Below are 24,101 nucleotides of genomic sequence, written 5' to 3'. Positions count from 1 at the left end.
TGGCCTGGCTCGCATCGCCTCGGCTGTGGTCCTGTCGGTCAACCCTGGGTTGCGCGGCACGTCGTCGCGGCGGGCCTGGCAGGCGACCCGACCCGCAGGCGAGGCGTCAGAACCATCTGCATCCCATCAGCGGGACGCCGAGACCATGCAGATACCTGGCGAACACTTCCGGTGCGTTGACACGGAACGGGATCGGGCGGCACCGCCCGTCATCGAGATGGGATGTTCAGTTCAAGCCGAAGCCTGTCGCATGATGCGGGATGCTCCGCCTGTGGTTCCTCGAAAGGGGCAAGAAGCCGTCTTGCCCCGGTCGTGTTGAAGCCTTTCCGCTTCAGTCTGGCGATAAGCCCGCGTTGCCGGGCGATGTGGCGCTCACCAAGGACGACGTGCTCCTCGGCCACGATCAGACGCTGCTTCAGCATCTCCGGGTGCACGCGGCATTGTAGCGCACTGCGGCGCGTCTGCTACAGCAGACCGCAGGTTGGTTGCGGCGCAGAGGTGGCCTGTCTGCATAGTCATGGGCTGACCTCCGGGGCCGCCTGTTCCAGCACGCCACTGGTTCGGACGCCGCTCCGGCGAGGTGGCGCGCCTGCTTCCGGGGGCCGCCTGGCTTCACCGGGCACGCGCCATGCCGTTCGTTTGAACCATTCTCATCATCCGAGCGTCTTGGTATCAGCACATCCGGCCGATCGCCCGGGCACGGCGCCACAGGCGAGATGATCAGGTATGGGCGATCTGCACCACCATGCCGTGCGTGTCGTGATTGGCATCGGTATGTTACAGCAGACCGCAGGTCAGTTGGAACACTGAGGCCCCCCTGTCCTCATCGTCATGGCCCGGCTCGTCCCTACGGGATGCACACATCTCGGAAACGGTCCGCCGCTGCGTTTCCCTTTCGTCATGGCCCGGCTTGTCCGGGCCACCTGTCGCGGCACACGTGCTGGAATAGGTGGCCCGGACAAGCCGGGCCATGACGATGAGGGAGCGCCGTCGCCCTGTCTCAATCGACCTGCGGTCTGCTGTAGCCAACCGCTTGAAGCGAATCATTGAGTCCCTCCGCATCCGCGTAGTCGCCGACAATCTGCCCAATGTCGTTCAGCCCACTGGCCTCGGTTTGCACTGCGCCCGGAACGGCCACCAATAGCGAGCCGCCCTTGCCGTCCAGGAAGAACGATTCCTCCTGGCCATTGGTGAGAATGCCGTGCCTCACCATCCGGCCGAGGTTGTTGATATCCGACAGATGGACTCTTCTGAGACCTGCGATGGATATCGGGGTCTCTATGCCCGTTGCTATATTGTATTGAGACGGATTCTGGTCGCCCAGATTGTCGCTTGTGGCATTGCCCACGGCCACGCCAAAGTCGCTCACGCTGTCCAACCCGGACCCGAAGTTTCCTTGCGGCAGCCGAGTGACCGTGCCGTTGTCATCGACGAAGCCGGTTGAAACGTCCGCGTTCAGACCGGCAACAGCAGTTGGAGCCAGGGCAACACCAACACTGACCCCCTGGTTGTTTATCCCGTCAACGGCAAGGACCTGCCCGCCGATGAAGGGCACGACGCTGAGGTTCCCTGCGGGCGACAAGGTATAGCCTGTCGGTTCACCTGACGCCGAAGTGAATCCGCCGCTGACGATCCCCGCGTCGTTGATTCCGTCCACAGGACTGCCACGCGGGCTGAGGGTGTCTCCGATATCCTGACAGGAAGCCGCAACGAACGCCACTGCTTGTAACGCCTGTTCAATTGAGGTGCGGGTGTGCCGCTCGCCGTTGCCCGAGCCATGTCATGTGGATTCGACACCCTCCGCTTCGGCGAAATCGGCCTGGCATGATTGCTGTGGCCTTCGACAGATCGGTGACCACGATCACGCCTGGGACAAGAAATCTCGATGATGGGCTCAGTCCCATTGGCGTTGAGACAGCGGCGGTCGTTGCTGCTCCGTCATGCCGGACGCAGGCCCGGCATCCACGCATTGCGCTGCTGATGCCGCGGAAAGGCGTGGACGACGGGCCAGTTGTGCCGACTGTCGCGCTATTTTATGGATCCGGCCTTTATTGTCTTGAACGCCAGGCCGCGCGTTGCAACCGGAACAGCCCGGTTGCGTTTGAGCCACCGCGGCCGCAGGCCGCATGATTTCTTCTCTGCGTGCTCTGCGCCCCGCTCTGCGATCTCTGCGTTTTAAAAATGCGGTGCCACTACAAAGACCGGCGTTGCCAGTGTGGCACCCAACACCCAACGCTGGTGGCGCCCCGGCCACCGCGATTCAACGCAGAGATCGCAGAGCGGGGCGCAGAGCACGCAGAGAAAGGATTCAGGCGGCCTGCAACCGCGATGGATGTGCGTTGCTCATCATGGCCAAGACAATCGGGGCCGAATCTGCAACGCCCATGGGGTTCAGCCTGCAAATCAGCATCCGATCCCCGGGCTTCCGTGCAGTTCCGGTGCCCGGTGCGGGTTTTGCCGCGGCGGCCCGGACAGGGGCGAGTTTCCTTGAGGAGGTTGCGCGAAGGGGAACCAGTTGCGCCAGGTCCGACCACTGTTCCCTCACCGCGCATGAGGCATGATCTGATCCGTGCGCATGCCCTGGCGCATCCCCTGGCGCATCCCCTGGCGCTTTCCCCTGGGCGACCAGGCCGGAGCGGGCGCAGTTTGGCGGCCTCACCCGTGCGAAGAACAACCCAGTTGCCGGAATTGATGACAAGCGCGGCCAGGCCGCCCGGGCCGATCCGGGGAGCGTCATGAACGGAGCAGGGAACAGTCAACCGGCCCGCTGCGCTGACGTCCGGCCAGGTCCCGCCGCCGGTCCGATGCCTGACGCAGCAACCGGACCCGGTTCATGGCAACCGCATGTTCCCCCGCACCGGCTTCGGGTCTAGAGTTGGTGGCCCGGCATTATGGCCAGATCAGGAGTTTCACGCATGGCACCACCCCCCTCGTTCGGCGCGAATTCCGCCGCCGCCCGCGATATCGCCAACGTCCTGCACCCCTACACCGACCTCGAATCGCACCAGCAGGTCGGCCCGGTGGTCATCACGCGCGGCCAGGGCGTGCGGGTGTGGGACGAGGCGGGCAAGGAATACATCGAAAGCGTCGCCGGGCTGTGGTGCGCCGCGCTGGGCTTCGACAACGAGCGCCTGGTGCAGGCGGCGGTGACGCAGATGCGCAAGCTGCCGTTCTACCACGGCTTCACCGCCAAGTCGCACGAGCCGATGATCGACCTGGCGGAGATGCTGATCGCCCGCGCGCCGGTGCCGATGAGCAAGGTGTTCTTCGCCAATTCCGGCTCCGAGGCGAACGACTCGGCCATCAAGATGGTCTGGTACATGAACAACGCGCTCGGCCGGCCGCTGAAGAAGAAGATCATCGGCCGGGTGAAGGGCTACCACGGCATCACCATCGGCTCGGCGTCGCTGACCGGGCTGGCGGCGAACCACCGCAGCTTCGACGTGCCGCTGCCGGGCTTCCTGCATGCCAACACCCCGCATCACTATCACGGCGCGCGGCCCGGCGAGTCGGAGGACGACTACGCCACCCGCTGCGCCAGGGAACTGGAAGACCTGATCCTGGAGGAAGGGCCGGAGACGGTCGCCGCAATGTGGGCCGAGCCGGTGATGGGCGCGGGTGGCGTGATCCTGCCGCCGCGCGGGTATTTCCCGAAGATCCAGGCGGTGCTGAAGAAATACGACATCCTGATGGTGGCCGACGAGGTGATCTGCGGGTTCTGGCGCACCGGCACCTACTGGGGCAGCCAGAGCTTCGACATCCAGCCGGACATCCTGGTCTGCGCCAAGGCGCTGTCGTCGTCGTTCCTGCCGATCAGCGCGGTGATGGTGAACGAGCCGGTGTTCCAGGCGATCGCCAAGGAGAGCCATACCATCGGCACGTTCGGCCACGGCTTCACCTATTCCGGCCATCCGGTGCCGGCGGCGGTGGCGATCGAGACGCTGAAGATCTACGACGACCTGGACATCGGCAGCCATGTCGCCGTCACCGGCCCGCATATGCAGGCCGAACTGCAGCGCCGCTTCGCCGGTCATCCGCTGGTGGGCGAGGTGCGGGGCATCGGGCTGATCGGGGCGATCGAGCTGGTCGCGGACAAGGCGGCGCACGCGAACTTCCCGCCCGCCGCCAAGGTCGGCCCCCGGCTGTCCCGGCTGTGCGAGGAGAACGGCGTCATCGGCCGCACGCTGGCGAACGACGTGCTGGCGTTCAGCCCGCCGCTGATCATGACGAAGGACGAGATCGACGAGATGCTGACCCGCGTCGGCAAGGCGCTGGATGAGCTGACGGTGCAGCTTCGCCGGGAGAAGATCGCGGTTGTGGGCTGAGATGGTTTCATCCGCGCTGTAGGTGACTGCGGCGCGGATGGGTGCGTGAGGCAAGGCCGCCGCCCCATCGGCGCCGCCTTATTCCGCCGCACGCAAGAAACGATCCACCAGCGCGTCGGCCACCGCCCGCTCGGCCCGCAACTGCGCGCCCTGGCGGTTGCGCGTGCCGGAGGTCAGGTAGAAGCGCTCGTACTGCTCGTTCCGGCTGGCCAGCGCCGTGCCGGCGAAATCCCAGCCCAGGCGGAAGATCCGCGCGCGTTGCTCGGCCGTGATGTCGCGCGCGCCGCGCAGGTACTTGTCGATCAGCGGCCGCAACTGCGGATCGGCGAACTGTGCCGCCGTCGGCGTGCACAGGACGTTGTGCGAGCCGATCAGCCGGATGATCTCGTTCACGCGCGGGAACCAGTATGGCAGCGTGGCGCGCAGAGCGTTCAACGGTCGCTGGTCCAGAAACCAACAGCCGTTGCCGTATTCATACGATCCCTGCTCGCCCGCCATTACCGCCGTACGGGTCAGTTCGGCATAGCTCCAGATCTCGCCGAGCATTTCCTGCGTCACCGGATCGCTCGCGCCGATGGCCTCGGCCATGCGCGTGGCGAGGCCCCAGGCGAACTCCAGCTTGGTCCAGGCCCGGATCATCGTCTGGTGCATCGCGTTGCCGCGCCAGCTTGCCGACATCACGCTGTTGTAGACAGGCAGGTTGCCGTCGATGAACACGCGGTGGCGCGGCACCTCGACGCTGTCGAAGATGACGAAGGCATCCTGCTCGTCGAACCGGCTGGAGAACGGATAATCGAACCGGTTGACCGGGCGCGCCACGCTGTCGCGGCAGAGGAACTTCAGGCCCGGCGTGTCCATGCGGATACAGAACGACAGCGCGTGGCGGTGCGACGCGTCGGGCATCGGCTGGCTGGGATAGACGGCAAGCTCGTCGGCGAACGGCGCCAACGTCGCCAGCACGCGGGCGCCGCGGACCAGGATGCCGTGCGCGGTGTCCTCGACCTTGTGCAACTGGGTGTCGTCGAAGCCGGTCGGCACGTGGCCCTTCGACTTGTCCACGGTAGCGTGGATCAGCGTATGGGTCAGGCTGAGGTCGGCGCGGGCCAGTTCCTTCTGGAAGGCGATGAGGTTGGCCGCGCCTTCGTCATTGCCGTTGATCCCCCATTCGTCGGCACGCCCGGCGAAGCCAGCGTAGGTGACGTTCATGTAGTCGGGCGTGCGGCCCATCAGCCCGACGGAGAACTCCGCCACGCGCCGCAGCGCCTTGTGGCGGCGCAGCAGGTCGTCGCGCGAGCGGGGGATCATGTGGCTGACGGCGATCGGCTCCCCGGTTTCCGGGTCGGGCATCAGGCAGTCGTCCGGATGTTGGTGGTGCAGGTCGAACACCGCCGCGATCGCCTCGGCGGCGCCGCGCAGGTCCGGATGGTCCAGCGGGTCGGTGACGCGATCGGCGCCGATCCAGACGGCGCGGGAATCGCGGAGGCCGTGCAGGAATTGCGCGCCGGTACGGGCTGGCATGGCTGGTTTCCTCTCGGTTATGCCGCTGATGCGGTTCTGGTTGATGCGGCCGGCAAGGCCGCAGCGTAGCGGACTTCGCCGGCCGGCGGCGAGAGGCGCCGCCGATCAGGCTTTCGTTACGGACAATAAGCGAAATCGATCGCTACGCCGGGCCGTAGCCGCCACCGCCGGGCGTCTCGATAACGAACACATCGCCCGCGGCCAGTTCCGCCTGGTCGGTGCCGGTCAGGACATCCCGTCCGCCATCCGCGCGTTCCACCCATTGCCGCCCGGATGCGCCGTCGGCGCCGCCGTCCAGGCCGAACGGGGCGACGTTGCGGCGCGAGGAAACGATCACCGCCGTCATCGGCTCCAGGAAGCGGATGCGGCGGACCGCGCCGTCACCGCCGCGCCATTTGCCCGCGCCGCCGGAGCCGCGGCGGATGCCGAAATGCTCCAGCCGGACGGGATAGCGCAGTTCAAGCACCTCGGGGTCGGTCATGCGGGTGTTGGTCATGTGCGTCTGGATCGCCGAGGTGCCGTCAAAACCCGGCCCCGCGCCGGTGCCGCCGCAGATCGTTTCGTAGTATTGCCGCGTCGCATCGCCGAACAGGAAGTTGTTCATCGTCGCCTGTGAGCAGGCGATCACGCCCAGCGCACCGAACAGCGCGTTGCAGGTGGCCTGCGAGACTTCGGTGTTGCCTGCCACCACCGCGGCGCCGGGGTTCGGAGAAAGGAACGTTCCAGACGGAATGACCAAGGTCAGCGGCTTCAGGCAGCCGTCATTCAGCGGAATGTCGTCGCCGACGAGGCAGCGGAACACGTACAGGACGGCGGCGCGCGTCACTGCGGGGGGTGAATTGAAATTACCCTCGTTCTGCGGCCCGGTGCCGGTGAAATCGACGATCGCGCTGCGCGTCGCCTGGTCGACGTGGATGGACACCACCAGCCGCCGCCCATTGTCCATCTTGTAGTCGAAATGGCCGGAGCCGATGCGGTCGATCACCCGGCGCACCGACTCCTCGGCATTGTCCATGACGTGGCGCATATACGCGCTGACCACCGGCCAGGAGAACTGCGTCACCACCCGCTGCAGTTCCTGCACGCCTTTTTCGTTCGCCGCCACCTGCGCCTTGATGTCGGCGACGTTCACGTCCGGGCTGCGCGCCGGATAGCGGGCGGACCCCAGCAGATCACGGAATTCCGCCTCGCGGAAATGCCCACCGTCGACCAGCAGAAAATCGTCGATGACGACGCCTTCCTCCTCCAGGCAGCGGGACACCGGCGGGGTCGAACCCGGGGTGATGCCGCCGATATCGGCATGGTGGCCGCGGCTGCCGACGAAGAAGCGGATGTCGCGGCCGGCCTCGTCGAACACCGGCGTAATGACCGTGACATCCGGCAGGTGCGTGCCGCCGTTGAACGGGTTGTTCAGCGCCACCACGTCGCCCGGCTTCAGCCGCCCGCGCCGGCGCGCCAGCACGGTGCGCACGCTCTCGCCCATGGCGCCGAGGTGCACCGGCACGTGCGGCGCGTTCGCCACCAGGTTGCCGCCGGCGTCGAAAATGGCGCAGGAAAAGTCCAGCCGCTCCTTGATGTTGACGCTCATCGAGGTGTTCTGCAGCACCGCGCCGGTCTGTTCCGCGACGTTCATGAACAGGTTGTTGAACAGTTCCAGCAGCACCGGATCGGGCTTTTCGCTGCCGGCGGGCACGCGGCTCGGCAAAGGCTGCGTGCGGCGCAGGATCATGTGGTCGAGCCTGGTGACTTCGGCGCTCCAGCCGGGCTCGATCACCGTGGTGGCGTTGGCCTCGCGGATCAGAGCCGGTCCGGCGATGCGGTCGCCGGCGAGCAGCGAGGTGCGTTCCAGCACCGGCGCCTGCACCGCCGTGCCGCCGGTGAAGATGCTGACGCGGTCGAGGATTTCCGGTTCACCGCTGTTCCGCGGCGGCAGTTCCGCCTCGGTGGCGGCCATGCCGGGCAGGGTCGCCTCGGCGGCGACGGTTTCGGCGATGACGGCGCGGTCGGGCGTGGCGAACCCGAAACGGGCACGGTGGGCGGCGGTGAAGTCGGACAGGATCGTGTCGAGATCGCGCAGCGGAACAATCAGCGCGGCCTCGGTGCCGGCGTAGCGCAGGTGCAACGATCGCGCGATGCGCACGTCCGCGGGGTTCGCGCCCTGTGCTTCCAATGCCGCGACCGCGTCGGCGCTCAGCCTCTCCGCCAGGGTTTCAAGTTGCGGCAGGGTCCCGGCCGAGAGCGGGACCTCGACCGCCTGCTCCTTCATCGCCGCCTGGTCCGCCAGGCCCATGCCATAGGCGGACAGCACGCCGGCATAGGGGTGGATGAACACCGTCTCCATGCCCAGCGCGTCGGCCACCAGGCAGGCGTGCTGGCCGGCGGCGCCGCCGAAGCATTGCAGGGTGAAGCGGGTCACGTCGTGGCCCTTCTGCACCGACACCTGCTTGATCGCGTTCGCCATGTTGGCGACGGCGATCTGCAGGAAGCCCTCGGCGACCTGCTGCGGCGTCCGCCCGCCACCGATTTCCTTCGCCACATCGGCGAATTTCGCGGCGACGACAGCCGGATCGAGCGGTTCGTCGGCCTGCGGCCCGAAAATCGGCGGGAAATGCGCGGGCTGGATCTTGCCGACACAGACATTGGCGTCGGTCACCGTCAGCGGTCCGCCGCGGCGGTAGCACGCCGGCCCCGGATCGGCCCCCGCCGAGTCCGGCCCCACCCGCATGCGCGCGCCGTCGAAGTGCAGGATCGAGCCGCCGCCGGCGGCAACCGTGTTGATCGCCATCATCGGCGCCCGCATGCGCACGCCGGCGACCTGGGTTTCGAACGCGCGCTCGAACCCGCCGGCGTACAGCGCCACGTCGGTCGAGGTACCGCCCATGTCGAAGCCGATGATCCGGTCGAAGCCAGCCATGCCGGCGGTGCGGGCGGCGCCGACGATGCCGCCGGCGGGGCCGGACAGGATCGCGTCCTTGCCCTGGAAGCTGCCCGCCTCGGCCAAGCCGCCGTTGGACTGCATGAAATACAGGTTCGTGCCGCTCAGTTCCGCCGCCACCTGATCGACGTAGCGGCGCAGGATGGGCGAGAGGTAGGCGTCCACCACGGTGGTGTCGCCACGCGGCACCAGGCGCAGCAGCGGGCTGACGGCGTGGCTGGCGGAGACCTGGGTAAAGCCGGCCTCGACCGCCAGCGCGGCAAGCCGCTGCTCGTGCGCGGGGTATTTCCAGGCGTGCATCAGCACGATGGCGCAGGCGGCGATGCCGGCGTCGCGGGCCTTTGCCAGGATGGCGCGGGCTTCGTCCTCGTCCAGTGGCTCGATCTCGGCACCATCGACGCCGACGCGGCCGCCGACTTCGGCGACCTGCTCATACAGCATCGCCGGCAGGGTGATGGCGAGGTCGAACAGCCGCGGCCGCGCCTGGTTGCCGATGCGCAGCGCGTCGGCAAAGCCGCGGTTGACCAGCAGCAGGGTGCGGTCGCCCTTGCGCTCCAGCAGCGCGTTGGTGGCGACGGTGGTGCCCATCTTCACCGCCTCGATCAGGCCGGGCGGGATCGGCTGGTCGAGCGGGATGCCCAGCACCGACCTGATGCCGGCAATGGCGGCGTCCTTGTAGCGTCCGGGATTTTCCGACAGCAGCTTGTGTGTGGACAACGTGCCGTCCGGATGCCGCGCCACGATGTCGGTGAAGGTGCCGCCGCGGTCGATCCAGAATTGCCACATGGTGCTGTCCTGCCGGTTGCTGTCGGAGCCGCAGAGGACAGGCTCCGGGTCGCCGAGGCAAGCCCCCGCGTGACGCCGGGCGATGATTGGCCGGGGCCGGGCCCGGCCAGGTCGCGTGGAACTGCGCGCGCCCGGTCACGTTAGGCACACGGACGATCCCAGCGACAGGCGCGTGATGACGCCGACAACGAAACTTGGCATCGGGCTTGCCCTGCTCATCGTCGTCATTCTGGTTGCGCGGGCGGGCGAAGACCACCGCAATGACCATCCCGCAGCGGCGGCATCGGGGCCGGTCTCGATTGCCCAGGTCAGCCAGCGGCTGGAGAGCCAGGGATACCAGATCCGCAAGATCAAGGAGGACGACGGACGCTACAAGGTGACGGTCCTGACTCCTGATCGGCACAAGGAGAAACTGTCCATCAGCCCGCGCACCGGCGAAGTCATCGGCAAGAAGAACGATGACGAGGATGATGACGAGGATTGATCCGTCCCATTTTGCCTTGTCACCGTTCGACTGGCGGAAATACAGATAACCACAAGCCTGGATTTCCCCGGATTGCTGCACGGATTCACACAGAACGTGCGGCGGCCGGCCGGTGCCGCGGAATTGCCGGTTCGTTCCTCGGCTTGGAATGGCGCTTCGCGCGGCGGGATTCCCATCCGTGCAAATCCGTGCAGCAAACTGTGTTGATCCGTGTTTGTACTTTGCCGTCACGAACACGCCGGTTGGTGGCACCGGACGGTATGGCATAACGCGACAACCGGGACGCACCAGCCGTCAACAAACAGGAATCAGGCGCCCCGTTTGCCGTCAGGCCAGCACGGTTCAATCAGCGACGATAAACCTTTTCGCCTGCGCGTCGTAATCCGCATAACCCAGCGTCGCGCGCAGCTCCGCCGGCTTCAGTGCACTCGTCGCCTCCGCCGCGCCAGCCGCCAAAGCGTCCAGCCCCGCCTTCATGCCCGCCACCGCCGGCGACAGCAGGCCCGTGGGATAGGTGCCGATCCTGAAACCAAGCGCCGCGGCCTCGGTGCGCGTGGGCGTGGCACGTGGGGAACCTGGCGACAGCACGGCAAACGACGGCCTGTCCCCGGCCGCGGCCACGGCGCGGCGGATTTCGTCCTCATCGGCCGGCGAATCCAGGAAGACGATGTCGGCTCCTTCCGCCACATACATCTCGATCCGCGCCACCGCCTCATCGATTCCCCGGGTCGGCCGGCAATCGGTGCGGGCCAGGACCAGGATGCCGGAGTCCTTCGCCGCCTCCACCGCGGCGCGGATCTTCATCCGGGCTTCCTCGCGCGGCAGGCACGGCTTGCCGGCCGCCGTCAGGGCGCGTGGCGTGATCTTGTCCTCGATCAGCACCGCGGCGGCGCCGGCGCGGCCGTAGGCGCGGACCGTGCGCTGCACGTTCATGGCGTTGCCATAGCCGTGGTCGCCGTCGGCAAGGATCAGCAGGTCCGGCGCCGCGCCGTGTGCCATGGTGAAGGAATCGAACATCTCGCCGAAGGAAATCAGGTCGAGGTCGGGCCCGCCCAGGCGACTCGCGGCAACACAGGAGCCGGACAGGAACGCCGCCTGGAATCCGGCCGCTTCCGTCAGTTTCGCGCTCAAACCATCCCACACCGCCGGCATCACGACGAAATCGGGCCTGCCCAGCAGGGCGCGCAAGCGATCAGGCGGGGTCATGGCGTTTTCCTTCCGGCCTATTCTTGGTCGTCCGATGATAGGCGGGATTTCCGGCCACCGCCAAACCCACGCCGACCCCGGCGATCGTTGCCGTACGCGCCGTCGCGCCTGATGATCCCCGCATGCCATCGCCGCACCTCGAGCCCCGGATGCCGTGGGCCCTGCTCGCCGCCGCTTGCCTGGGCATGTTCGCAGCCTCGTGCAGCGGCACCACCCGCGCGCCGTTCCTGATCGCTATGGCGCACGACCTGCGGACCAGCGTGCCGCTGGTGGCCAACCTGATGGCGATGACCTCGATCGCCTGGGGCATCGCCTCGCTGGCCGCGGGCAGCGGCTCCGACCGTTGGGGCCGCCGCCCGTTCCTCATCGGCGGGCCGATCGGCCTGGCCGTGTGCATGGTGGGGGTCGCCGCCTCGGACGATTATTTCGGAGTCGCTGCCTGGGCCTCGGGCGGCGGGGCATGTTCCGGCGCCTTCACCGGCGTGATCATGACCGAGGCGGCCGCCCGTGTGCATGACCGCCAGCGCGGCCGCGCGCTGGGCTGGGTGATGGCGGGGCAGTCGCTGACCCTGCTGGTCGGCGTGCCGCTGGCCGCCTGGATCGGTGCCTATATCGGCTGGCGCGGCGTCAACCTGTGCATTGCGGGAATTGCCCTGGCCGCCGCGTTCGGCCTGTTCGTCACCACGCTGCGCCCGGCAGAAAAGCCGTTGCCGCACCGGTCAGCCCCGGCCAGTTATCGCGCCGCGCTGTCCGGCCCGATACTGCGGCTGCTGGCCATGAGCGTGACCGAGCGCATCTGCTACGGCCTGACCACAGTGTATTTCGCCACCTTCCTGCAATCCACCTACCACCTGAAGCTGGGCGGCGTGGTGATCCCGCTGGCGGTCTTCGCCCTCGGCGCCATCCTCGGCACCGTCCTCGGCGGCCAGTTCGCCGATCGGCTGGCGAACCGGATGGCGACGTTCGCCACGGCGATGATCGGCTCGGCGGTGGTGGCGCTGCCGCTGTTCGCCTGGACCCCGAGCCTGGCCGCGTCGGTGGCGCTGGCGTTCGGCTACGTGTTCGTCAACGCCCTGGCACGGCCGAGCCTGATGGCGGCGCTGGCGAACGTGCCGGGGGAGATCCGCGGCACGGTGCTGGGCCTGAACGTCACCGCGGCCTCGTTCGGCTGGCTGGGCGCGGCGTCGCTGGGCGGCTGGGTGATGGCGGTGTCCGGTTTCCCGATGTTCGGGCCGCTGGCGGCCGGGATCGCGGTCACCGGTGGCGTGCTGGCGCTGACGGCGCGGCGGTGACTACAGCGCGCCCAAATGCGGGTCCACCAGCGCGAGCACCGAGAACACCGCGCCCACCAGGCCGAACGCCAGCGCCATCAGCAGCAGCGGACGCGCCCGGGTGATTGCCGATGCGGTCGAAAGCACGATACCAAGCTCCATCGACGCGGCGCCATTGTGATAGGCGTGGGTCTGCTCCATCGCATGGTCCCGCGCGTCCTCGAAGCCGCGGGCGCGGGCGGCGATGGCGGTCTTGCCGTCCTTCGGGTCGTTCTCGAACCGGTCCTGGTCCTGGTTGAACTGCGCGATCAGCTGGTCGCGGCGTTGCATCACCGAGGGATCGGGCGAGCCGAGGACGGAGAGGACAGCGGCGAGGTCCTTGCTCAGCGTGCCGCGGGTCGATTTCGCCTGGTATTGCGCCCAAGTGTCGGTCGCGGCGATGGCGTTCTGCTGCACGCGGATTTCCGCCTGCTTGGCCCCCTGCTCGGTGATCGCGAGCCCGGCCGCGAGCACCGCGACCAGCAGCGCCGCCATCTGGTTGAAGCGCCGCTCGGGCCCTGACGTCTCGTGCGCGTCGTGGCCGTGCGCGATGTGCTCGGCGTGTTCGTGGTGTTCCAGAGCCTCTTGCATGCAGTCCCTCGCTGTGCGGATCCGCCGCGCCAAAGGCGGCTGTTTCGTCCGGATCGATTCCGGCGCGACGACAACCGAACTTTGCCGGCATGACGGACCTGATTGTGGTTCAGCTATGATATCCCGCGAAACCGGTCAAGTAATTCGTGAATTCCTGCTGGAATACTGACAAGTCGCAATAGACACCTCGCCGCCCGGCAGCACAGGACTGGACAGACCAATAGCACGACTGTCAGACTACCGGCCGGGACAAATACAAACCAGCCGGTAGGCCCGTTGCCCGCAGGCCAGTTGCCCGCCGGCGGCGGATTCTCATTGCAGGTGCAACCGCCGGCGACCGACGAGACCATCAACCGAGGGAGTGGAACCATGAACGAAGTCCCCATCAACGCACCGAACCTGTGGCGGCTGGAAACGCCCGGCCACTCGGGCTGGGTGCGTACGGCGCACGCGAGCGACCCGAAGAAATACTTCATGGTTTCCACCGACAGCCATGCCAACGAGCCGCCCGATCTGTGGGAGAAACGGATCGAGCCGAAATACCGGGAACGCGTGCCGCGCATCATCACCGACGAGAAAGGCGTGCAGTGGCGCTATTGCGAGGGCTACCGCCCCGACCGCGTGCGGGTCATGAGCTTCGAGGGCGAGGACTGGGTGCGCTCGAAGGCCGGCGCCGACGTGCAGGAGCGGATCCGCGACAACCGCGCCGACGGGGTGGATGTGGAAATCATCTTCCCGAACAAGGGTCTGGCCATGTGGGCGACGCCCGATCCGGTGTTCGCCAACGCGCAGTGCCGGGTGTGGAACGACTGGGCGTGGGAGCAGTACGGCCCCCATCCCGATGCGATGCTGCCGGTCGCCTCCGTCGCCACCGGCGACCTGGAAGGCGCCATGAAGGAAATCGAGCGCGTCGCCAAGATCGGTTTCCGTGCCCTGTCGCTGCCCTGCAAGCCGATCTGGGGCGGGCATGACGTGGATCATGTGAACTACAACCTGCCGCATTTCGACCCGATGTGGCGGCTGATCGAGGAAGCGGACCTGCCGATCACGTTTCACGTCTCGACCGGGCGCGACCCGCGGGCGGCGCGCGGCAATGGCGGGGCGGTGGTGAACTACGTGACGCACTCGCTGGCGCCGACGATCGAGCCGGTGGCGAATCTGTGCGCCTCGGGCGTGCTGGAACGGTTCAAGGGCCTGCGCTTCGCCACTGTCGAGGCCGGCATCGGCTGGGTCGCCTGGCTGCTGGAGGCGATGGACGAGGCCTACCGCAAGCACCACATGTGGGTGCGGCCGAAGCTGCAGGGCCTGCCGAGCGATTATTACCGGGCGCACGGGCTGTCCACGTTCCAGGAGGATCCGGTCGGCCTGTACACGGCGGAACGGTTCGGCCTGATGGACAACTTCGCCTGGGCGAACGATTACCCACACCACGAAGGCACCTGGCCGCACTCGGCCGAGGCGATCGAGCGCACCATGCCGGGCCTGACGGACCAGCAGCGGGCGAAGATCCTGGGGTTGAACGCGGCGCGGTTCTTCAAGCTGACGGTGCCGGAGCACCAGCAGATCGCGGCCTGACGGCGGGTGGGCACGGCGTGGCGGGGGCCGCGCGTCGTGCCGGCCGCGGAGAGGCCGGATCATTTGCGGAATGGATTGACGATACGCAGCCTCTCGGAGAGTTCCATGCCGTGCTGCATGTCCTCCGACCAGAGCGTATCGCAGCCGGCATGCAGCGCCGCAGCGACGATCATGGCATCATACGTGGAGAAGTTGTAGCGCTCGGCCAGCGCGAGGCCGGTTTCGTGTGTTTCGACCGTCAGCGGCTCGACGGACAGCAATCGGCGCATGATCGAAAGGAATGCATGGATGTCCAGCCAGGACATTCGCATCTTCCTGCGGGCGACGTTGGCCAGTTCGTTCAGTACCTGGATGCTGATTGTCCCACCGCCGCCGATGATTTCCTCCACACGGTCGGCCTTGGTATCGTCGCCGGAAGCAAGATATACCAGGACATTGGTGTCGAAGAACCTACCGGGCATTCGCCTCATCCCGGTCGAACCTGAAGTCAGGCGGCAAACGGCCGCGAAAAGTGCGAAGCCGCTTCAGCAATTCCTCCCGGCCGGGCTTGCGGGCGACGGCGAATTCCTGTGCGCCAAGGACATGGATTTCGATCTCGTCGCCCTCCGCGAGCCCAAGCGCCTCGACCACGGCAGCGGGAAGGCGAACCGCAAGGCTGTTGCCCCACCTGGCGACCTGCATGACACACCCCTGGATATACCTAGCCTCCAATGTATATCCAGGACGGCGGAGCGTCAAGATCCGCAATCGTGGTGCAAGGCAGCCTGGTCACCCGTTATGTGCCAGCGCGAGAGCGGCTTCACCTCGACCTCGCTTCATACTGGCGACCCATGTCCCGGAAAGCATCGCCCGCTCTCCATGGCCGGAGAAGACATGGAACAGTAATCTCGCCAGTCATGGTCTTTCAGCCTGATCCCGACATCCGTGTTGACATGCTTGGCCGGAGCGGTCCGCAACACTCAGCTCATCCAGTTCCCACCGTCGATGTTATAGGTCTGTGCCACGATATAATCCGCATCGGAACTGGCCAGGAACGTCGCCAGCCCGCCGATTTCCTCCGGCCGGGCCATGCGGCCGAAGGGCACTGCCGCGCCCACCTGCCGCTTCTTCTCCCCGGGCACCAGCCCTTCGTATTTCGCGAACAACGAATCCACATGGTCCCAGTGCTCGCCGTCCACCACCCCCGGCGCGATCGCGTTGACGTTGATGCGGTACCGGATCAGGTTCAGCCCCGCGCTTTGCGTCAGGCTGATCACCGCCGCCTTCGACGCGCAGTATACTGCCACCAGTGCCTCGCCCCGCCGCCCGGCCTGGGAGGCGAAGTTGATGATCTTGCCGCCCTGGCCCTGCGCGATCATCTGCTTCGCCGCGGCCTGCAAGGTGAACAGCAGCCCCTCGACATTGATCGCGAACACCCGGCGATAGCTGTCGCGGGTGATCTCCACAATCGGCGCCAGGTCGAAGATGCCGGCGTTGTTGACCAGGATGTCCAGCCGCCCCTTTTGCGCCACCACCGCCTGGATCATCGCGTCGATCGAGTCCTGGCGGGTGACGTCCAGCTTCAGCGCCGCCGCCTGCTGGCCCAGCGCGGCGGCGACCGCCTGCGCCCTCGGCTCGTCCACGTCGGTGACGAAGACGAAGGCGCCCTCCTGCACGTAGCGTTCGCAGATCGCCCGGCCGATGCCGCGTCCGGCGCCGGTCACCACGGCGATCTTGCCTTGCAGATTCATTACAGGCCTCCCCGGCGATACAGGTCGCGGTAGCGCGCCAGTTGCGCTGTATAGGCGTCCGCCAGGACCGGATCGGGCATCACCGTTTCCTCACGCGCCGGACGGACGCAGACCGCCTCGGGCGCCTCGCCGGTCACTGCCATCCGCGCCAGCCGTGCCGCGCCGAACGCGCCGCCGTGCTCGCCGGCGGCCAGGCGATGCAGCGGGATGCCCAGCGCCGCGGCAATGATCGCGATCCACGTGCGCGAGCGGGATCCGCCGCCAATGACGTCCGCCGCCTCCACCCGCGTGCCCGAGGCCGCCAGCGCATCCAGGCAGTCCCGCAGCGAGAACGCCACGCCTTCCAGCACCGCCTGCGTCATCAGCCGGCGGCCGGTGTCGTGCGACAGGCCGGCGAAGGCGCCGCGCACCGTGCCGTCGTTGTGGGGGGTCCGCTCGCCGCCCAGGTACGGCAGGAACAGCGCCGGGCTCGGCGCCGCCGGCGTGCCGAGTTCGGCCAACAGGTCCGCCTCGGGCAGGCCGGTGACGCCCGCCCACCAAGCCAGCGAGGACGCCGCCGACAGCGTCACGCCCATCTGGTGCCATGTCCCCGGCATGGCATGGCAGAAAGCATGCACCGCCGCCTTCGGGTACGGCCGGAACCGATCGGTGGTGGCGAACAGCACGCCGGAGGTGCCGAGCGACACGAACGCATCCCCCGGCCGGATCGCCGACAGGCCCACGGCCCCGGCGGCATTGTCCCCTGCCCCGCCCGCCAGCACCGGCCGCCGCGCCATGTGCCAGCGCGCCGCCAGCGCAGCGTCCAGCGTCCCGGCGGCGGCATTGCCCTCCACCAGCCGCGGCATCGCCTGCCGCGCCAGGCCCGTGGCGGCCAGCGCCGCGTCCGACCAGTCGCGGGCGCCGACATCCAGCCACAACGTGCCGGAGGCGTCGGACATCTCCTCGATCATCTCCCCGGTCAGGCGGTAGCGGATCCACGCCTTCGGCAGCAGCACCGTGCGCACTTGGTTGAACACCGCCGGTTCGTGCTTGCGTACCCACAGCAGCTTGGGCGCGGTGAAGCCGGGCATGGCGATGTTGCCGGTCACCTGCCGCAGCGCCGGGAACGCCGCCTCCAGCTCCGCGCATTCCGCGGCGGAGCGGACGTCGTTCCACAGGATCGCCGGCCGCAGCCCCTTGCCCGCCGCGTCCAGCAGCACGGCGCCGTGCATCTGCCCCGACAGGCCGATGCCCTCCACCGCCGCCAGCGCCGCCGGATGGTCGCGGCCGAGCGCATCCACCGCGTCCAGCATCGCCTGCCACCAAGCCTCCGGGTCCTGCTCGCTGTGCCCCGGCGCCGGGCGCTGCACCGTCAGCGGTACCGAGGCGCTGCCAACCACCGCCTGTTCACCATCCACCAGCAGCGCCTTGACCGCGGAGGTGCCGAAATCCAGGCCGAGGAACACGGCACGCGCCCCGGGTCAGGCCGCCAGCGGGTGGCGGTCGAGATGCGGCAGCGCCTGGCCGGCCTTGTCGAACAGGTGGCAAGCGGCGGTGTCGACCGACAGCCGGATGTGCTCGTGCGCGCGGACCGGGGTGCTGCCCTCGATCTGCACCGTCATGTCCTGCTCGCCCGGGACCCGCACATGCAGCAGCGTCAGGCCGCCGAGGCGCTCGACCATGGTGATCTCGGCCGGAATCGGGCCGGTGTCGTCGATGCGCAGGCTTTCGGGCCGGATGCCCAGCGTGACCTCGTCGCCCGGCCGGGCGCCGCCGCTGACCGGGACGATGCCGTGCTGCCCCGACGGCAGCGCCACCGTCATACCGGCCCCGCTGGTCTCGGCCACCTTCACCGGCAGCATGTTCATGCGCGGCGAGCCGATGAAGCCGGCGACGAACAGGTTGGCCGGGTGGTGATACAGCTCCAGCGGCGAGCCGACCTGCTCGACCTTGCCGGCCTGCAGGACGACGATCTTGTCGGCCATGGTCATCGCCTCGATCTGGTCGTGCGTGACGTAGATCATGGTGGCGTTGAGTTCCTCGTGCAGCCGCGACAGCTCGATGCGCATCTGGCCGCGCAGCGCGGCGTCGAGGTTGGACAGCGGCTCGTCAAACAGGAACACCTTGGGCTGGCGCACGATGGCGCGGCCGATGGCGACGCGCTGCCGCTGGCCGCCGGACAAGTCGCGCGGGCGGCGGTCGAGATAGGGCTCAAGCTGCAGGATGCGGGCGGCTTCCAGCACTTTGCGGTTGCGCTCGGCCCTGGGGACGCGGGCGAGGCGGAGCGCGAAGCCCATGTTCTGCCGCACGGTCATGTGCGGGTACAGCGCGTAGGACTGGAACACCATGGCCAGGCCGCGGTCGGCCGGCCCGATATTGTTGACGCGCTTGCCGTCGATCAGCAGGTCGCCGGCGGTGATTTCCTCCAGCCCCGCGATCATGCGCAGCAGCGTCGACTTGCCGCAGCCGGACGGCCCGACGAACACGACGAACTCGCGATCCGCGATGCCGAGGTCGACGCCCTTGATGACTTCGAAGGAGCCATAGCTTTTGCGAATGTTGCGCAGCGTCAGGGTTGCCATGCGCGTTCTCCTTCAGGTTTGCGGCAAGTTACCGACGGAGCAAGGTCGTCGCCCTATCGTCATGGCCGGGCGTGTCCCCATGCGTATCAGGATAAGCGGACCGGCGGAGCAAGGGCTTCTCCCTCTCCGTCATGGCCACCACAGTTTTCTCCAGAGCCGCCCTATCCTGATACGCATGAGCCCTGTGCCCGGCCGTGAGGGAGAGTGAACGACCCCTCATTTCACCGCCCCGAACGTCAGCCCCTGCACCAGTTGCCGTTGGCTGAACCAGCCGAACACCAGGATCGGCGCCACCGCCATCGTCGAGGCGGCCGACAGCTTGGCGAAGAACAACCCCTCAGGGCTGGAGAACGAGGCAATGAACGCCGTCAGCGGCGCCGCGGTGACCGAGGTCAGGTTCAGGCTCCAGAACGCCTCGTTCCAGCACAGGATCAATGACAGCAGGCCGGTGGAGAAAATGCCCGGCAGGCTCAGCGGCAGCAGCAGGTACCAGATTTCCCCGCCGGTGCGCGCCCCGTCCATGCGCCCGGCCTCCAGGATATCGTTCGGCACCTCCTTGTAGAAGGTGAACAGCATCCACACGACAATCGGCAGGTTCATCAGCGCATAGATGATCACCAGCCCAATGCGGGTGTCGAGCAGCCCGCCATTGCGGAACAGCAGGTAGATCGGCACCAGCACGCCGACGGGCGGCAGCATCTTGGTGGACAGCATCCACAGCAGCGTGCCGCGGGTCCGCCTGGTCGGGTGGAACGCCATGGCATAGGCGGCAGGGATCGCGAACGCCAGCGCCAGCGCCGTGGCGCCGAAGGAGATGACGACGCTGTTCCACGCGAAAGCCAGGTAGTTGGCGCGGGCGAACACCTCACGATACGACTCCAGAGTCGGCGTGAAGAACAACGCCGGCGTGGTCGCGGCGGCCTCGGACTTGAAGCTGGTCAGCACCGTCCAGGCGATGGGAAAGAACAGCAGCAGCGCCGCGCCCCAGCCGAAGATGATGGCGAGCGCGCGTTGCAGCGGTGTTGCTTTCATGCTCAGACCTCCAGCCGGCGGCCGATGCTGCGCACCAGGAAAAACGCAACGATATTGGCCAGGATGATCGCCACCACGCCGCCCGCCGAGGCGCCGCCGACGTCGTACTGCAGCAGCGCCCGCGCGTAGATCAGGAATGCAAGGTTGGTCGTGGCGTTGCCCGGGCCGCCGGACGTGGTGACGAAGATTTCCGCGAACACCGTCAGCAGGAAGATCGTTTCGATCATTATCACCACGCTGATGGCGCGTGACAGGTGCGGCAGGGTGATGAAGAAGAACTGCGCGACCACCCCGGCGCCGTCCATGCGCGCCGCTTCGCGTTGTTCGTTGTCCAGCGACTGCACCGCGGTCAGCAGGATCAGCAGCGCGAACGGCAGCCATTCCCAGGCAACGATGGCGATGACCGAGGCGAGCGGAAACTGCGCGAACCAGTCAACCGGCTGCAGCCCAAACCCGCGGGCGATCGCCCCGAACACCCCGTAGATCGGGTGCATCAGCAGGTTCTTCCAGACCAGCGCGCTGACCGTCGGCATGACGAAGAACGGCGAGATCGCCAGCACGCGAGCAATGTTCCGGCCGGGGAAGTTCTGGTTGAACACCACGGCCAACAAGGTGCCGCCCACAACGGTGACGAACAGCACCGCCGCCAGGATGATCAGGGTGTTTTCCAGCGACACCCAGAAATCCGGGTCGGTGACCAGGTAGCGGTAGTTGTCCCAACCGGCGAACCCGGTCAGCGTCGGGTTGACCAGGTTATAGTACTCGAACGAGAACCACAGCGTCATCACCAGCGGGATGATCATCCACGCCAGCAGGACAATGACGGACGGCGCCAGCAGCAACCGCCCGGCGTTGCGCGACATCGGCAGCGCCGCCTCGACAGGCGGAGGCGGCGTCTGGACGTCGGGTGCGGTGGCGACCGACATCGCAGGCCGCCGTTATCTGTAGTATCCGGCCATGCGCATCGTTCGCTCGGTCGCCGATTGCGCGGCGTGCAGCGCCTGGTCGACCGACATCTGGCCGGTCAGCGTCGCGGCGATGGTCTGGCCGACCTGCGTGCCGATGCCCTGGAATTCCGGAATGGCAACGAACTGCGCGCCGGTATAGGGACGCGGCTGCTCGGTCTGTCCGTTCGGGTTGGCGACATCGATCGCCTTCAGCACGAACTCCGCGAACGGTGCCGCCTGCTTGTAGTTGGGATTGTCATAGGTGGATTTGCGCGTGCCGGGCGGGACCGAGACCCAGCCGTTCTCCTTGGCCACCAGTTCAATGTATTCCTTCGACGTCGCCCAGGTGATGAAGGTGCGGGCCGCGTCCTTCTGTTTCGATGTCGTGGGGATCGCCAGGTTCCAGCTCCACAGCCACGTCGGCGCTCCCTTGAAGCTGCCGGTTGGCATGGCGGCAAAGCCGACCTCGTCGGCGACTTTGGATTGCTGCTTGTTGTACAGCAGGCCGCCGGCGACCGTGGCATCGATCCACATGCCGCAATGGCCGCTGGCGAACAGCGCCAGGTTTTCGTTGAAACCGTTGGACGTCGCGCCCGGCGGCCCATCAGCCTTCAGGATGGAGTCGTAGAAGCTGATCGCCTTGTGCCAGGCCGGCGTGTCGATCGTCGGCTTCCATTTCATGTCGAACCAACGGCCGCCCTCGGCATTCACCAGCGAGGTCACATAGGCCATGTTCTCGCCCCAGCCCGGCTTGCCGCGCAGGCACATGCCGTAGATCTCGTGCGGCTTGTCGGTGATCTTGTCGGCGAACTGGCGGATCTGCTCGTACGTCGGCGCCTCCGGCATCGTCAGGCCGGCCTTCTTGAACAGGTCGGTGCGGTAATAGGTCATGGCGCTTTCGCCATAGAATGGCAGGGCATACAGCTTGCCCTTGTACGTCAGCCCCTCCCGCACCGGCTTCAGCAGGTCATTCACGTCATAGGAGGCTGGCAGGTTGTCCATCGGATCCAGCCAGCCCTGTTTCGCCCATATCGGCACTTCGTAATTGCCAATCGTCAGGATATCGAACTGGCCGGCCTTGGTGGCGATGTCCGTGGTGACACGCTGGCGCAGCACGTTTTCCTCCAGGACCACCCAGCGCAGGTGGATATCCGGATGCTGCTGCTCGAAGTGGGAGGACAGCCGCTGCATCACCACCATGTCGCCGTTGTTCACCGTCGCAATGGTGATGGTGGAATCGGCGCGGGCAATGGCGGAGCCGGCGAAAAGCCCGATGATAGCGACTGCGGCGGCCTTCAGGACGCTGTGACGATGACGGGTTATGGCACGTCCCCCCTCTGTCATTGTTCTGTCTTATGTAACCGGATGGCGCCGAACGCTTGCACTGTCGCGCGACGGCGTCAACGCATCCGTGCAGCCACGGTTTCGGCCGCGAGTCAGAATTTGAGTACGCGCGACGCTTCCGCCAGGGTTTCCCGGCTGCCTTTGGCGTACAAGGATTCCAGCCATTTTTGCACCGGCCCGACCAGCCGGGGGTCCGTTCCGGTGTCGCCGAAAAGCTGAACCATTCTCAGCAGTGGGCGCGGGTCCGGCCCGCCCTCGATCGCTTTCACGCGCAATTGCTCGGCCAGCGGGTGCCGCACGTCGATCGTCTGGCCCTGCTCGTCCTCGCCACGCACCCGGCGCAGCCAGGCGGCCAGCGCCAGCGCCAGCAGATCCAGCGGCTGGTTCGCGCGCAGGCGATCGCGGATCGGGTCCACCAGGATGTTCAGCGGCGCGTCGGTATTGACCCGCTCGACGGTGTCCTTGATGGCTGGGTTGGCGAAGCGCTCGATCAGGGTCTTCTTGTACTGTGGCAGGTCGATGCCCGGGACGTCCGGCAGCGTCGGTCCGGTCTCCCGGTCCATCAGCGCGCTCATGTAACGAGTTATCAACGGATCGGCCATTGCCTCGTCGATGGTGACGTAGCCCGCCAGGCGGCCAACGCCGGCGACGGCGAGGTGGCTGCCGTTGAGCAAACGGAGCTTCATGAACTCGTACGGCGCGACGTCTTCGACGAACTGCGCGCCGACATCCTGCCAGGCCGGTCGGCCGGTGGGGAAGCGATCCTCGATCACCCATTGCGTGAACGTTTCGGAAAACACCGGCCAGCGGTCGATGATGCCGAAGCGGTCGGCCAGCGCCTTGATGTCGGCCTCGGCCGTCACCGGCGTGATGCGGTCCACCATGGTGCTGGGGAAGCTGACGGCGCCGGCGATCCAGTCCGCCAGCGCGGCGTCGCGCAGCCTGGCCAGCGCCAGCACGGCCTCGCGCAGCACGGTGCCGTTGTGCTGGATGTTGTCGCAGCTCATCGCGGTGAAGGGCGCAACGCCGGAGTCGCGGCGGCGGCGCAGGGCTTCGACGATGATCCCGATGGCGCTGGCCGGACGTTCCGGGTGCGTAAGGTCGGCGCGGACCAGCGCGTGATCGGGATCGAGTTGCTTGGTCGAGCGGTTGAGGCAGTAGCCGTGCTCGGTCACCGTCAGGCTGACGATGCGGATCTGCGGCCGATCGATGGCATCCAGCAGGGCGGCGCTGGAGTCGCCGGCAAAGATGACGTTGGCAAGGGAAGCGATGACGGCGACCGTCTCCCCGGCGGCGTCCCGTTCCACCAGCGTATACAGATTGTCCTGCGGCCCCAGGCTTTCCTGCATCCGCCGATCGGCTGGCATCAGGCCGGCGCCGGTGATGCCCCAGGACAGGGCATCGGGGCGGCGCTCCATCAAATTGTGGGTGTAGCGGGCCATGTGCGCCCGGTGGAAACCGCCCAGGCCCAGATGTACGATGCCGCCGGTGACGGCAGCCGGGTCGAACCGCGGCACCTGAACCGGTGGTTGCAATTGCGCCAGGTTGCTCCGGTTGAGCGGAACGGGCTGCGCCATGCGTCTTCCTCCCCGGGATTGACGGTCGGGGTGGTATATCAGACGCTGGCGGGCAGGGCAATCGCACTTCAGAATAGTGCCAGGAGGCGAGCGAGATAGGCGTTGTCCCAGGCGGCCTTCTGGAACTTGCCGCGCAAGGCGTCCTTGTCGCCGTTCGTCTGCATGACATTGATGGCCATG

Annotated in this window: 19 protein-coding genes; 5 read left to right on the top strand and 14 right to left on the bottom strand. The window is 67.1% G+C overall.

Annotated elements, in window-relative coordinates; translation table 11 throughout:
- Window positions 1-260: 260 nt before the first annotated feature.
- Window positions 261-446: a hypothetical protein gene (locus CCS01_RS06405; RefSeq protein ID WP_104517998.1), complete on the top strand. Its 186-nt coding sequence runs from the start codon at window positions 261-263 to the stop codon at window positions 444-446.
- Between the two features lie 554 nt (window positions 447-1,000).
- Here CCS01_RS06405 and CCS01_RS06395 read toward each other — a convergent pair.
- Window positions 1,001-1,720, bottom strand: coding sequence for a hypothetical protein (locus CCS01_RS06395; RefSeq protein WP_146101587.1), 720 nt, complete (start codon window positions 1,718-1,720; stop codon window positions 1,001-1,003).
- A gap of 1,195 nt (window positions 1,721-2,915) precedes the next feature.
- Between CCS01_RS06395 and CCS01_RS06390 the strand changes: the two genes are divergently transcribed.
- Entirely contained in the window at window positions 2,916-4,325 is a 1,410-nt protein-coding gene (locus CCS01_RS06390) for an aspartate aminotransferase family protein (protein ID WP_104517995.1), read from the top strand.
- Window positions 4,326-4,403: 78 nt separating this feature from the next.
- Here CCS01_RS06390 and CCS01_RS06385 read toward each other — a convergent pair whose 3' ends face one another.
- Window positions 4,404-5,843, bottom strand: a complete 1,440-nt coding sequence (locus CCS01_RS06385) for a 4-hydroxyphenylacetate 3-hydroxylase family protein (RefSeq protein ID WP_104517994.1) — start codon at window positions 5,841-5,843, stop codon at window positions 4,404-4,406.
- Window positions 5,844-5,985: 142 nt separating this feature from the next.
- Complete coding sequence (locus tag CCS01_RS06380) at window positions 5,986-9,564, bottom strand: hydantoinase B/oxoprolinase family protein (RefSeq protein ID WP_104517993.1); 3,579 nt, start codon at window positions 9,562-9,564, stop codon at window positions 5,986-5,988.
- Window positions 9,565-9,679: 115 nt separating this feature from the next.
- On the opposite strand from CCS01_RS06380, the gene CCS01_RS06375 reads away from it, so the two are divergent.
- Window positions 9,680-10,048 carry a PepSY domain-containing protein gene (locus tag CCS01_RS06375; protein ID WP_158258257.1) on the top strand — a complete coding sequence of 123 codons (369 nt, stop codon included), beginning with the start codon at window positions 9,680-9,682 and terminating at the stop codon, window positions 10,046-10,048.
- A 342-nt stretch (window positions 10,049-10,390) separates the two neighbouring features.
- Here CCS01_RS06375 and CCS01_RS06370 read toward each other — a convergent pair whose 3' ends face one another.
- Window positions 10,391-11,254 (bottom strand): isocitrate lyase/PEP mutase family protein, encoded by an 864-nt coding sequence (locus CCS01_RS06370; protein ID WP_104517991.1) that lies wholly within the window; start codon window positions 11,252-11,254, stop codon window positions 10,391-10,393.
- A gap of 122 nt (window positions 11,255-11,376) precedes the next feature.
- Here CCS01_RS06370 and CCS01_RS06365 point away from each other — a divergent pair, with 122 nt between their 5' ends.
- Window positions 11,377-12,546 (top strand): MFS transporter, encoded by a 1,170-nt coding sequence (locus tag CCS01_RS06365; protein ID WP_104517990.1) that lies wholly within the window; start codon window positions 11,377-11,379, stop codon window positions 12,544-12,546.
- Here the strand turns inward: CCS01_RS06365 and CCS01_RS06360 are convergent, their stop codons facing one another.
- Window positions 12,547-13,155: a DUF4337 family protein gene (locus tag CCS01_RS06360; RefSeq protein ID WP_104517989.1), complete on the bottom strand. Its 609-nt coding sequence runs from the start codon at window positions 13,153-13,155 to the stop codon at window positions 12,547-12,549.
- Window positions 13,156-13,524: 369 nt separating this feature from the next.
- Between CCS01_RS06360 and CCS01_RS06355 the strand changes: the two genes are divergently transcribed.
- Entirely contained in the window at window positions 13,525-14,730 is a 1,206-nt protein-coding gene (locus tag CCS01_RS06355; protein ID WP_104517988.1) for an amidohydrolase family protein, read from the top strand.
- A 59-nt stretch (window positions 14,731-14,789) separates the two neighbouring features.
- On the opposite strand, the gene CCS01_RS06350 is transcribed toward CCS01_RS06355, so the two are convergent.
- From CCS01_RS06350 to CCS01_RS06305, 9 genes are all read right to left on the bottom strand, one after another.
- A complete protein-coding gene (locus CCS01_RS06350; protein WP_104517987.1) occupies window positions 14,790-15,191 on the bottom strand; it encodes a PIN domain-containing protein in 402 nt (133 codons plus the stop codon).
- Window positions 15,181-15,411, bottom strand: a complete 231-nt coding sequence (locus tag CCS01_RS06345) for an AbrB/MazE/SpoVT family DNA-binding domain-containing protein (protein ID WP_104518006.1) — start codon at window positions 15,409-15,411, stop codon at window positions 15,181-15,183. The genes CCS01_RS06350 and CCS01_RS06345 overlap by 11 nt, the downstream gene beginning before the upstream one ends.
- Window positions 15,412-15,689: 278 nt before the next feature.
- Window positions 15,690-16,460 carry an L-iditol 2-dehydrogenase gene (locus CCS01_RS06340; RefSeq protein WP_104517986.1) on the bottom strand — a complete coding sequence of 257 codons (771 nt, stop codon included), beginning with the start codon at window positions 16,458-16,460 and terminating at the stop codon, window positions 15,690-15,692.
- Window positions 16,460-17,905, bottom strand: a complete 1,446-nt coding sequence (xylB, locus tag CCS01_RS06335) for a xylulokinase (RefSeq protein ID WP_104517985.1) — start codon at window positions 17,903-17,905, stop codon at window positions 16,460-16,462. Before xylB ends, CCS01_RS06340 begins: the two co-directional genes overlap by 1 nt.
- Window positions 17,906-17,920: 15 nt before the next feature.
- The gene (locus CCS01_RS06330) at window positions 17,921-19,021 is read right to left on the bottom strand and encodes an ABC transporter ATP-binding protein (protein WP_104517984.1); all 1,101 of its coding nucleotides are present in this window, start codon (window positions 19,019-19,021) and stop codon (window positions 17,921-17,923) included.
- A gap of 216 nt (window positions 19,022-19,237) precedes the next feature.
- Window positions 19,238-20,053, bottom strand: coding sequence for a carbohydrate ABC transporter permease (locus tag CCS01_RS06320; RefSeq protein WP_104517982.1), 816 nt, complete (start codon window positions 20,051-20,053; stop codon window positions 19,238-19,240).
- A 2-nt stretch (window positions 20,054-20,055) separates the two neighbouring features.
- Window positions 20,056-20,979 carry a carbohydrate ABC transporter permease gene (locus tag CCS01_RS06315; RefSeq protein WP_170114622.1) on the bottom strand — a complete coding sequence of 308 codons (924 nt, stop codon included), beginning with the start codon at window positions 20,977-20,979 and terminating at the stop codon, window positions 20,056-20,058.
- 12 nt (window positions 20,980-20,991) lie between these two features.
- The gene (locus CCS01_RS06310) at window positions 20,992-22,344 is read right to left on the bottom strand and encodes an ABC transporter substrate-binding protein (protein ID WP_104517981.1); all 1,353 of its coding nucleotides are present in this window, start codon (window positions 22,342-22,344) and stop codon (window positions 20,992-20,994) included.
- Between the two features lie 92 nt (window positions 22,345-22,436).
- Window positions 22,437-23,921, bottom strand: a complete 1,485-nt coding sequence (locus CCS01_RS06305) for a mannitol dehydrogenase family protein (protein WP_104517980.1) — start codon at window positions 23,919-23,921, stop codon at window positions 22,437-22,439.
- Window positions 23,922-24,101: the final 180 nt, after the last annotated feature.

Origin of the sequence: Rhodopila globiformis, from assembly GCF_002937115.1 — a bacterium.
Taxonomy (GTDB): Bacteria; Pseudomonadota; Alphaproteobacteria; order Acetobacterales; family Acetobacteraceae; genus Rhodopila; species Rhodopila globiformis.
This window is presented reverse-complemented; position numbering and strand designations above follow the sequence as displayed.